At 33.8% G+C, this 12,835-nt stretch carries 6 protein-coding genes; 2 read left to right on the top strand and 4 right to left on the bottom strand.

Going from position 1 to position 12,835, the window contains the following annotated elements:
* The coding region (locus QZU75_RS02300) for a DUF11 domain-containing protein (protein WP_296881330.1) at positions 1-2,446 on the top strand (2,446 nt) is incomplete at its 5' end.
* A gap of 178 nt (positions 2,447-2,624) precedes the next feature.
* Positions 2,625-7,352: a C1 family peptidase gene (locus QZU75_RS02295; RefSeq protein WP_296881329.1), complete on the top strand. Its 4,728-nt coding sequence runs from the start codon at positions 2,625-2,627 to the stop codon at positions 7,350-7,352.
* Positions 7,353-7,365: 13 nt separating this feature from the next.
* Here QZU75_RS02295 and QZU75_RS02290 read toward each other — a convergent pair whose 3' ends face one another.
* From QZU75_RS02290 to QZU75_RS02275, 4 genes are all read right to left on the bottom strand, one after another.
* Positions 7,366-8,064: a thymidylate synthase gene (locus QZU75_RS02290; protein WP_296881328.1), complete on the bottom strand. Its 699-nt coding sequence runs from the start codon at positions 8,062-8,064 to the stop codon at positions 7,366-7,368.
* Between the two features lie 446 nt (positions 8,065-8,510).
* Entirely contained in the window at positions 8,511-9,206 is a 696-nt protein-coding gene (locus tag QZU75_RS02285) for a hypothetical protein (RefSeq protein ID WP_296881327.1), read from the bottom strand.
* Positions 9,207-9,260: 54 nt separating this feature from the next.
* Complete coding sequence (locus QZU75_RS02280; protein WP_296881326.1) at positions 9,261-11,066, bottom strand: ABC transporter ATP-binding protein; 1,806 nt, start codon at positions 11,064-11,066, stop codon at positions 9,261-9,263.
* Entirely contained in the window at positions 11,063-12,769 is a 1,707-nt protein-coding gene (locus QZU75_RS02275) for an ABC transporter ATP-binding protein (RefSeq protein ID WP_296881325.1), read from the bottom strand. The genes QZU75_RS02280 and QZU75_RS02275 overlap by 4 nt, the downstream gene beginning before the upstream one ends.
* Between the last annotated feature and the right edge of the window lie 66 nt (positions 12,770-12,835).

The raw sequence follows: 12,835 nt of genomic DNA, 5'->3' as shown, positions 1-12,835 counted from the left end.
CAGGTCTAATGCTACTGGTTATGACAGTACTACTGGTTTGTTAACTGTTCCGTTAATTAAAGCTGGTGAGTCTTATGTATTTACTATTACTCTTAAGGCTGTGACTAATGGTACTTTGACTAATGTGGTTAATGTAACCTCAAATGAGAATAATACTGTTGAAACTAATAATGTTTCAGTTAATGTTACTCCTGTGGTTAATTTGACTGTTGTTAAAGTTGCTGACAGTGATGATGCTACAATTGGTGATGTTATTACTTTCACTATTACTGTGACTAATAATGGTCCTTCTAAGGCTACAAATATCCGTGTTGTTGATATTTTAGATGATGGATTTGAGTTAGTTAGTGGTGAATTAGTGAATGTTATTGATTCCTTGGATAGTGGTAAATCTGTTGATGTTGTTATTACAGTTAGGACTAAGGCTAATGGTACTCATATGAACGTTGTTAATGTGTCTTGTGCTGAGAATGATACTGTTGTATCTGCAAATGATAGTGTTCATGTTTATAACACAGATCTTAAGATTAACAAGACTGCGGCTGTGACTAATGTTTCAGTTAATGATATTGTTAACTTTACTATCGTTGTTAAGAATCATGGTAAGTCTAATGCTACTGGTATTGTTATTACTGATGTATTGGATGATGCGTTTGAGTTTGTTGGTGCTAATGGTACTTTCACTAGGGATGGTCAGACTATTGTTTGGACTGTTCCTAGAATTGCAAGTGAAGGCGTTTATGAAGTGGTTGTTAGTGTTCGTGCTTTGACTAATGGTACATTTGAAAACATTGCGCATGTGAACTGCAGTGAAGAGGGTACTGTTAAGAATAGTACTTCTACTGTTACTGTTGACCCTGTGGTTAATTTAACTGTTGTTAAAACAGCAAATAGTTCTGAGGTTAAATTAGGTGATGAAATTATCTTCACAATTAATGTAACTAATCATGGTCCATCAACCGCTACTAATGTTGTAGTTGAAGATGTCCTTCCAGATGGTTTCGAATTAATTAGTGGTGATACAAAAGTAGTCATTGATTCATTAAAATCTGGTGAATCCAAAGTCATTACAATTACTGTAAAAGCTATAAATACAGGTAATATAACTAATGTTGTATATGTTTCTGCAAATGAATCTGCTCATACAGGTGAAAATACAACAGACGTTGTATCAAACGTTACCGTTCTTGTAACTAATCCGCAAATGTCTGTAAATAAAACTGCAAATGATAAATATGTGTACGCTGGAAATAAAACTAGTTTCACAATAACTATAACAAACACTGGTGATACTGTGCTTGATAATATAACTCTTGAAGAATATATCCCTGAAGGTTTAATTTATGATAGTTTCATTGGCTCTAATTGGACTAATGAAGGAACTAAATTCCTTTACAATGGTTCTTTAGGTGTTGGTGATTCAATTGAGTTAATCATAGTCGTAAACACAACCAAATCAGGTAATTTCGAAACAGTTTCTACTGTTAACTCAGATAAAGTATACCGTGTTGTTGCTGATGCTGACGTTATTGTATATACTCCGAAATTAACTGTTCGTGAAATATCCAATAATCCGTTAGTTATTGTAGGACAACCTGTTAGTTTCACAGTTGTTGTTACTAATATTGGTGATTGTGAACTTACTGGTGTTTACACTGTAAACAACTTCCCAGACGGTTTAATATACACAGGATATGAAGGTGCAGATTGGAATAAATTAACCCGTGGTTCTTTAGGTGTTGATACAACATCTGGATGGACCCAAGATGGTAATAAATTCACTTACTCCGGCACTTTACAACCTGGTGAATCAGCAAACTATACATTATTCTTCGACACAACTGTTGTTGGAGTATTCACTCCTGAAGTTATTGCAGATTCCATTGAATCTAACAATGCTTACTCAAATAACACAACTGTTGTAATTGGTCCTGATATGACTGTTACCAAAGTTGCTAATGCAACTTCTGTAAAAGTTGGTGATTTAATATCATATACAATTACTGTTAAAAATACTGGTAATTGTGACCTTGGAGGCATATTCGTAATTGAAAAAGCTCCAAAAGGATTGAAATTCGTCAGCTTTAAAGGTGACGGCTGGACTAAAGTAGGAGATAAATTTGTCTATGCTGGTAGTTTAGCTCCACAAAAATCTGCTAGCTTTACTGTAGTATTTGCTGCTACAATTGCAGGTAATGTGACAAATGTGGTTATTGCAGGATCTAATATGACTAGTAATGTAACAAATAGTAGCGATATTGAGATTGTTAATAAAACAAAACCAACTCCTCATCCTACTCCAAAACCTACTCCTAAACCGGTTCCTGAACCTGTTCCTAAGGAAACTGTAGAACACTTTGTAGATAAACACGAGACTGGAAACCCAATAATCCTGTTGTTATTGGTTATCCTTGCTATTATACCTATAAGAATACGTAAAAAATAAAATTAAAAATTTTGGGAGTTTATAAACTCCCCCTACTAATTTTTTTAAAATATTAAAAATCTTTTTTTCCAACTATTTTTCAAACAATCATTATTTATATGAGGATTTTATAATATAATACTAATCTAAACGATTTTATAATTTGTCGTATGTAAATTGTTTAAATGGAGGAGTATTATTGAATAAAATTAGATTAGCATTTTTGTTTTCATTAATCTGTTTATTGATTTTTATCCCTGCAAGCTTTGCAATGGATAATGATACAAGTGTCATCAGTGCAGATTCAGTATCTGATGATTATTATTTCGATGCAAATATTGAAAATGATAACGGTAATGGATCAATTTATAATCCTTACAAAACATTATACTCAAATAGAATACATGATAATTCAGTTATCCATTTAGCCGATGGTGAGTATGAGTTGGATTCTGTCAGTTATACAAATAATGTTACAATCAGAGGAACAAATCCCGAAAAGACCATAGTCTCTTTTAATGGTATTGGATTTAATTTAAGAGGATCTTTGACATTATCTAATTTAACCTTGTATAATTTAGGGGTAAGTGCTTCATTAAACAATTTAACTGCAACAAATACAATTTTTACAGGATTTTTATCCTCTTCAAATAATGTGATCTCTTCACAGTCCAATGTGGTGCTGACAAACTGCTCATTAATTGGCAATTCTGCCAATATTGGAGGAGCCATTTCTATGAATGGAGGTAAATTAACCCTCATTGATTCATTATTAAAGGATAATAATGCAGTTTCATGGGGTGGTGCAGTTTCCGCTGAAAATGGTGCTGTCATTGAAATTGATAACTCCCGATTCATCAATGACTGCTCTAAAGAGGATGAAGGAGGAGCAATTTATCTTGAAAACTCTGAGCTGATTGCCAAAAATCTCCAGATAAGCAACTGTTCTGCAACTATTGGTGGAGCAATTCTTTCCGTAAACTCAAAATTAAACATCAATAATTTAACAGCCAAAAATAATAAGGCAAAATACTATGGTGGAGTCATATACAGTATTTATAATAGCTTTTCTATAATAGGTTCTACATTAATTAACAATTCTGCAAGTTATGGTGGTGCGATATTTGCCGATGGTGTTGAAGATTTCAGAATAAACCATAACAATTTCATTGACAATAATGCAATTGAAGGTGATGCGGTATTTTCTCTTTTAAGTGATTTTTACTATGATTCTCTTTATGATGAGGCTTTAAAAAATAAGTTCATTAATAATGATGCATATGTTGCCCGTGAACTGAACATGACCTTTAACAATAATTATGGTGTAATATATAAGTTAAATTCATCTCCTGTAGATGTTTTGCCTTCCTATTACAATTTAAGGGATTTAGGCCAGGTTTCTTCTGTTAAAACTCAGGGAAATGGTGGAAACTGTTGGGCTTTTTCTGCATTGGCTGCTTTAGAATCTTCCATTTTAAAATCAACAGGTATTGAGCTTGATTTATCAGAAGAAAACATTAAAAACATAATGTCAAAATATTCCTCTTACGGATGGTCAATGGAAACCAATGTTGGAGGATATGACAAAATGGCCTTAGGATATTTTGCCGGATGGTTAGGGCCGGTCAATGAAAGTATGGATGTTTACAATCCAAAATCACTGTTATCTCCATTGTTACCAGCTTCCATTCACATTCAAAATATTGGACTTTTATCAAGAGATAACTACACTGATAATGATGCAATCAAAAGGGCAATAATGGATTATGGTGCTGTTTCAACCAGTATCTACTGGAGCAGTGCCAATCTAAAAAATAAATATAATCATTATTACTCCGGTCAAAGCACATCAAACCATGCTGTTGCAATTGTTGGATGGGATGATAATTACAGTAAGGATAACTTTAAAAATACTCCTCCTGGAGACGGGGCATGGATTATCAAAAACAGTTATGGTTCCAGTTCTGGAGATAACGGATTCTACTATGTTTCATATTATGATACCAGATGTGCACAGCCAGGAAAGTTTAGTTCATATGTTTTTATTCTAAATGATACAATAAAATACGACAAGATTTACCAGTATGATGTCCAGGGAAGATCTGATTACTTCTATAACTATAGCGATACTGTTTGGTATAAAAACAAATTCAAATCAGAATCAGATGAATATCTGGCTGCCACATCAACAATTTTTGAAAAACAAAGCAAATGGGATTTATCAGTTTATGTAAATAATGTGTTGAAAGTATCAAAATCAGGTGAATCCTCTCCAGGTTATAAAACAATAGACCTGGGCCGATTTATTCCTGTTAAAAAAGGCGATATTTTTGAAATTATATTTAAGGTAAAAGTTGATGCCAATGCAAGTGTACCTATTGCTGAAGCAGTTTCATTCAATCAGGAAACCTATCATGAAAATATTTCATTCATCAGTTATGACGGTAAAAAATGGACTGACTTCTATGATTTGGAATGGACATTTCCAGACCACACCTATGCTTCACAGGTAGCCTGCATTAAAGCGTTTACAATATTAAATCCTATTAATACTCATATTGATTTAAGTCTTACAAATATTGGAACTGCCTCATGTGATGTTGTTGCAAGGGTTTTCGATGAATATGGAAATATCGTTAATTATGGTAATGTAGTTTTCACTATTGCTGGCGCTTCAAATACTGTTGCCATTAAAGACGGAATTGCTAAATACAACGGCGCTATAATCAAAGATGGAATCAACAGATTCGCTGCTAAATTCAGCGAAACAGGTTATGTTTTATCAAGTAATTTCACATTAATAAGCAATCCGTTAATCAACACAACTGTTGAGTTAACATTATCTGATTCAACAATCCAAAATCCTGTAGTTGTCAATGCTAATGTTAAAGACCAATACGGAAATCCAGCACAAAGCGGAAAGGTTACTTTCAATATTGAAGGCGTAAATTATACTGCTGGAGTTAATGAGGGAATTGCCAGTATGACTCATATATTCAAAACCAGCGGTATAAAAGATATTTTCGCTACATACAATGATTTGTACTGTTATAATCCGTCCACCAGCAATAAATCTACTACCGTTTCAATTCATGATGCTTTTGTTGAAATAACTACAGACAGCCAATACAATCCTGTAACAATTATCGCTAATGTAGTGGATGAGTCTGGAAACAGGATTAATAGGGGAAATGTGACTTTCACAGTTGAAGAAATTAACTACATTGCAGGCGTGCAGAACGGTTTGGCAAACATCACTCATGTCTTTAAAAAAGTTGGAAACATGAAAATAACTGCAGTCTATACTGATGAATCATATCTTTACAATTCAAATGCTAGTGAAATTTATGCTAGAATCAGTCTGAAAAATACATATGTGGATGTCAATATGAAGGATTATAATGTCAACAATCCTGTCAATATCAGCTGTACCGTTAAAGATATTGATGGAAATCCTGTAAAGGAAGGTACCGTTTATTTTGATTTGCCTGATAAGCATAAGGAAGTTGAAGTGATAAACGGTGCTGCAAGCATTGAATATGTATTTAAAAATACTGGAATAAATGATGTTTCAATCAGATATGTTGACGGTTATTATTATTCTGCCTCATCAAAAAGCATTGCCCTTAATGTTTCAAAAATCAATGCTGCCTTGTCTTTAAGCCCTCAAATGGTAAAGGACTCTCTGATAATTACTGCAGGTGTTTCAAAAGCAATTGATGATCATGTTGAAATTTACGTAAACGGCAAATATTACATTATTAAATTAAATAAAGGTCAGGCTATATTGACTTTAAATGATGTGGCTCCCGGCAATTATTTAATCAAAGCAAATCTGAACAGTTATGCATACGCTTCAAATAATGTCGAACAGGAATTCAAGGTTAATCCTAGATCAACAATAATAACTCTCAATACAGATTCATTCCATTTCAACAAGGATATCTACTGTCCGGTCACTTTAACTGATGAGTTTGACAATATCATTGCCAATGCTAAAGTTTCACTGTCAGTCAATGGAAGAACATTCAATGCAGTTACAAATAAATCAGGCGTAGCATTAATCAAGTTCAATGCAAATGCAGAAGATTATAATATCAATATTTCATTTGCAGGCAATGATAAATATATGCGTACCAGTTTAGCTAAAAAAATCACAGTACAATCTTCTATTAACCTGCCTGAAATTACAAAATACACTTTTAACTCCAATTATCTTGCGGTTCTCTTTGACGGTGAAGGAAAAGTAGTTAAAAATAAAAACGTTAAAATCCTTGTCAATGATAAGGAATATCAAAACTCAACCAATGCTAGTGGAGTTTTAAACTTTAACATTGGCCTGTCTGTTGGAAGTTACACAATTTCTGTTACAAACCCTGTAACTGGTGAAGTTAAAACTCAAAATATCAATGTAGTTGCCCGTATAACTGAAAATAAGCCATTGACAATGTATTATGGTGCAGGATCAAGTTATAAAGTAAAAGTACATGATGACAACGGAAATGTTGCAAAAGGTGTTAAAGTGACATTTACAATAAACGGCAAGACATACACAAGAACTACCAATTCAAATGGTTATGCTTCATTTAAAATCACTTTAAATCCAAAAACTTATACTATCACAGCCAATTATAAGGGTTATAAGGTATCCAACAAGGTGGTAGTAAAACCTACATTGATTTTAAAGGACAGGACTGTTAAGAAATCAAGAACATTCTCCTATACTGTTAAATTACTTAACAATAAGGGAAAAATCATAAAAAGCAAGTATGTTACTGTAAAATTCAAAGGAAAAACATACAAGGCTAAAACCAACTCAAAAGGAATAGCTACATATAAAATAAAGCTCAATTCCAAAGTTGGAAAATTCACTTTAACTGCCAGTTATGGTTCTGCAAAAATAAGTAAAAAGATAACAGTTAAATAAGGTTGAAATAACCTTATTTATTTGCTTTTATTAAGTTACGGGCTGCTTTTAAATCAGTGTTATAGATATGGCCTGAGGTTGAGTGGTAGTGAACTCCACCGAAGTTTAATTTTTCACCAACAATTTCCTTGTTGACTTCTTCTTTCATTTTCAATCCTAGATATGCAATGAAAAACATGTTTGAATAGAATGCACCGAAAATATCGTTGCTTCTGAATATGCAATGGATGGTTAACTCATTTTCACGCACAAGACATTGCAGGAACTGTAGACATGGAATGTCTTCCCTGTCTGCATCCAATTGAGGATCAATAGTAACGGCAACTGCTCTGTTTGACCCGGTTGCAGTTAAAATCCTTTGTTTCATTGTGTTGAACTGGTCAACATCAAAATGTGCATAAATACGATTAGGATATGTGTATACGAATCCCTGGTCATCAGGGTTTTCAGCGGATTTAACATATTCATATAATGCATCACTTTTAATCGGACAACCTTCCATATCAAATTTTCCTGATTTGATGTCACTCAATAGCATTTCAGGAGTGTAGTGCTGATATTTGGCTCTGAATTTCAAATCAAATGGGTCATCAATTATATAAAAATTTCCTAAACTTTCAACCAAATGGTGATTTGAGTCTTTATAAGTTTCCTTTCCTTGTTTTAAGATTTTATCAACAAAATCCAAGTAACATTGATTTATATTTAACATAAAAAACATCCCTTTAAATTAAATAAAATTATGTTTTGTTAACTATTTAAAATGTGTAGTAATTTCTAATAATTTGGAGAAATTAAGAAATTTTTGTCTCTCCATATAGATTACTCATTTCAATTAATTTAAGTTTAATCATAATACTTATTATCTTAAAAAATGCTATCATAATTTAAATAGATTTAATATTAACTACTTATTTAATTGATTATAAATTTATTTATTTGACACTTATTTTTCATTCACTTTTCTCACAACTTTTGGCGGAACACCTGCAACAAGGGTATTGCCATCAACATCTTTTGTAACTCTGCACCTGCAGTAAAGATGGCTCCATCACTGATGGTGATTTATTGAATAACTGTAACGTTTAGCATAACTTTTGTCTTTTCCAATTTTAATAATATTCTTGCATTATTGGATAAAAAAATAGGAGATGGTATTTAACTGCAAGCGTATTTTACCATCAAATCAAATAATTCTTTTGTTTTATCAGTTGAATCCTGTTCTGTAATATTTTCCGGAATTTCATACACAAAAGTAGGATGTCCTGACTGAGCTATCGGTTTTGAAACAAGTACTGCAGATGTTGATTTGTATGTTTCATTACCTGTTACAGGATAATAGTTAAAGTTACTATTTTCACTGATTTTTTTGGATATGTCAACGGATGCGTTATCCATTTCAGGTGTTGCCAGATAAAATCCTTGTCCGTAACTGTCAATATGTGAATGACTGATAATTACCGCATCTGCATCGGATTTGGCTACATCAGGGTTTACAAAGTCATGGATAAGTTTTTCTCCGTTTGCTCTTCCCTCATTGTAATCCTGCGGATTTTTAGTTACATTTGTCTGGTAATGAATAATCTTAACATCGCCATGGTCTTTAACATATTCTTTTGCTGCCTTAATTTCAGGATCGATTGAGAGAGGTTCTCTTGGATGGATACCTGTAATCAATGCGATGGTTTTACCTGCATTTGCATCCCCATAAATGAACTTTTCAACAGTACCGTTTGTGGTATTTCCCAAAACGCTGCCTGTTACCTGTGTTTCATGGTGGGGTTGTAAAAAGATTAGTCCTGCAAGTATTATCAAAACAACAGCAATCAATATAATTTTAGTTTTTCTTTGCAAGTTTTCACCTTTATATATTATTTATGTTTACTTTTTTTATATTTTTACTTTTTTTTAGATTGAATTCTCTTTGGATTGGGTATTCAAAGTATTGTAATAATATCCTTTTTTGGCTAAAAGCTCTTCATGATTTCCCTGTTCGATTATTTTGCCGTTTTCAATCACAATAATCTTATCAGCATTTCTGATGGTGGACAGTCTGTGTGCAATAATGAAGCTGGTCTTGTTTTCCATCAGCTTGTCCATTGCTTTTTGAATTAACTTTTCAGTTCTTGTATCAACGCTTGATGTCGCTTCATCCAAAATCAGAACTTCCTTTGTGGAAATGATTGTTCTAGCTATTGTCAGAAGCTGTTTTTGTCCGTGGGATATGTTGTCTGTATCCTCATTTAAAACGGTGTTGTAGCCTTCGGGGAGCTGTCTTATGAAGTTATCTGTATATGCCTGCTTTGATGCTTCAACTACATCGTCATGTGAAGAGTTTAAGTTACCGTAATGAATGTTGCTTTCAATGGTGTCTGAAAATAGCCAGGAATCCTGCAGCACCATTCCAATCAATGAGCGCAGAGAGTTTTTGTCATATTCTGTAATGTCGACGCCGTCTATTTTGATGGAACCTGAATCTATGTCATAAAATCTCATTAGTAGCTTGACGATTGTGGTTTTTCCCGCTCCGGTTTCACCTACAATAGCTATCTTTTCACCTTTTTTAACATCAAATGATAAATCTTTCAGTATTTTTTCATCTGAGGTGTATCCGAATGTAACGTTTTCAAAGGTGATTCCGTCTCTGATTTCTCTAATCTCTTTAGTTGATGGATTTGCCTCGTTGTCATATTCCAGAAATTCGAATATACGTTCAGATGCGGCCATTGCGGTTTGAATCTGATGCATTACTCTTGTAATCTGTTGAATTGGTCTGGTAAAGCTTTGGACATATTGGAAAAATGCCAGAATGTCACCGACAGTAATTGCTCTTTGAAGTGCAAATATCGCTCCCAGAACAGCAATTACCACATATGCAAAATTGGAAATGAAGTTCATCAGAGGTCCGTTAAGGCTGGAATAGAATTGTGATTTCCATTCCTGGTCAAACCATTTTTCATTGTCCTCTTCGAATTTTTCCATGGATATGTCTTCCTGGTTGAATGCACGTATGATGTCATGACCTGTGAATGTCTCCTCGATTTGAGCATTTATTGAACCCTTGTAAACCAGCTGCTTTAAAAAATAGCTTTGGGAATATTTTGTAATGAACCTGATTACTATAAATGCTATCGGAATAAGGACAATTGTAGCTAGTGTCATCCAGATATTGATGAACAGCATCATTATGAATACTCCGACTAGAGTAATTACTGCAGTGGTCAGCTGAATGAATGACTGTGTAATTCCATTTTGAAGTGAATCGACATCATTTGTTATTCTTGAGAGAATGTCTCCTCTTTTGTTTTCATCAACTTTATCCATTGGAAGATGGGTAATCTTTTCCATCATCCTTTCCCTTAAATCATAGCTGATTTTAGTTGATATCCTTATTAAAAGATAGCTTTGCAGGTAGGAAAACACTGAACTTATTACATAAAGGGCTGTTACGATTATCAGGATGTTGTATAAACCTGCAATGTCAACAGAACCTGTATGATGAATCATGTTTTGGATTCCGTCATAGATTATTGTAGTTGCCTGACCTATCATCATCGGAGCTATAATCGTGAAAAGCGTTGAAAGTATGGCACAGACTATGCTTACTATCAGTTTGAACTTATGGTCTGCAAGTAATGACAGAATGTTTTTAATCGCTTTTTTATTATCAACAGGCTTTTCCGGAGGCTTTCTTCGAATTGGTCTTGGACTCATAATGCTGCCTCCATGCTGTCAATCTGTGTGTTGGCGATTTCTCTGTAAATATCGGAGTTTTCAACCAGTGTAGTGTGGGTTCCTCTGTCGACTATCTCTCCGTTATCTATTACAAGTATCTCATCGGCATCCATTATTGTTGAAATTCTCTGTGAAACGATTAGAACAGATGATTCTTTTAAATTTTTCAGATTTTCTTTGATTTTACGCTCGGTATTCATGTCAAGAGCTGAAAAGCAGTCGTCAAAGAGGTAAAATTCATGTTTGCCTATAATGGCTCTGGCTATTGAAAGGCGCTGTTTTTGACCGCCTGAAAAATTGGAACCTCCCTGTGTTACCTCTTCATCAAGGTTTTCTACAAAATCGACCTGTGCAAGGCTTAATGCATGGTTAATTTCATCATCTGTTGCATTGTTTTTTCCGGTCTGCAGGTTGGATTTAACTGTTCCCTGAAACAGAATGGCCTTTTGAGGAGTAAAGCTGATTTTTTCCCTTAGATTTTTCAGCTTGAAGTTTTTGATGTTTTCACCGTCAATTAGAATTTCGCCTGAAGTAGGGTCCTGCAGTCTTGGTATGAGATTTAATATGGTTGACTTTCCGCTTCCTGTTCCTCCAATGATTGCAGTGGTTTTTCCTGGTTTCAGTCTGAAGTTAATGTCTTTTAAAGTTTCCTTTTCACTTCCAGGATATTTGTAGCATACGTTTTTAAATTCAATAGATGAATTTGGTGAAATTTCAGTCAAATCACCGTCGGTTATTGTCAGTTCGGTTGTTAGAACTTCATTGATACGTCTTGCGGAAACAAGTATCCTTGGAAGGATGATGAAAAATGCTCCTATCATTAAAAATGATGTGACGATTTGTGTTGCATATTGAATGAATGCTATGATGTCTCCGGTAAGGATTGACCCGCTTATTGCATCATATGCTCCATAGAATAATATGACGACAACCATCACATTCATTATCAGTGTCATCAGAGGCATTGATATGAGGACTATTTTAAAGACGTAAATATTGACATCGTAAAACTCCCTGTTGATTTTCTGGAATTTCGCCTCTTCGTAATCCTGCCTTACAAAGGCTTTGATTACTGGTATTCCAATTAAAATTTCTCTTGATGTCTTGTTGATTTTATCAATGATTTCCTGTGTTATCTTAAAGTAGGGAATCACCTTTACCATAATGACTATAAGAACAATAATGACGGTTATGAATGTAACTGCAATAATCCATGAAAGGTCTGTTCCAAGTTCAAAGGCTTTAATGATACTTCCTACACCCAGCATCGGAGCGAATATGAGTGTTGTAAAAATCATTCCAAGAATGCTTTGAAGCTGGTTGATGTCATTGGTTGACCTTGTAATAAGAGAAGATCTTGAAATTTCATTCAGTTCATGATTTGAGAACTTTAAAACTTTTGAATAGACTATTTTTCTCAGATCCTTTGCATAGCCTGATGAAACTCTGCTTGAAAAATAGGACACTGCAATAGTTGCAAGAGCAGATATTGCCACCATCAAAAGCATCATCTCTCCAATGGCTGCAATATAATTAAAATCGGTGTTTTGAATACCTGTATTTACAATATTTGCAGTATACTGCGGCAGTGTCAAATCACAGTAGACCTGAACAAGTAAAAACAGGAATATGGCAAAAATGTAACCGATTTTATTTTTCATCGGAGAGATTAATTTTTTCATGGATTATACTTTAGTTTTGATATTAATTAAACTTGTATAATTATATTTAAAATGAGAAAAATAAGA

The sequence above is a fragment of the uncultured Methanobrevibacter sp. genome, assembly GCF_902764455.1.
GTDB lineage: Archaea > Methanobacteriota > Methanobacteria > Methanobacteriales > Methanobacteriaceae > Methanocatella.
This window is presented reverse-complemented; position numbering and strand designations above follow the sequence as displayed.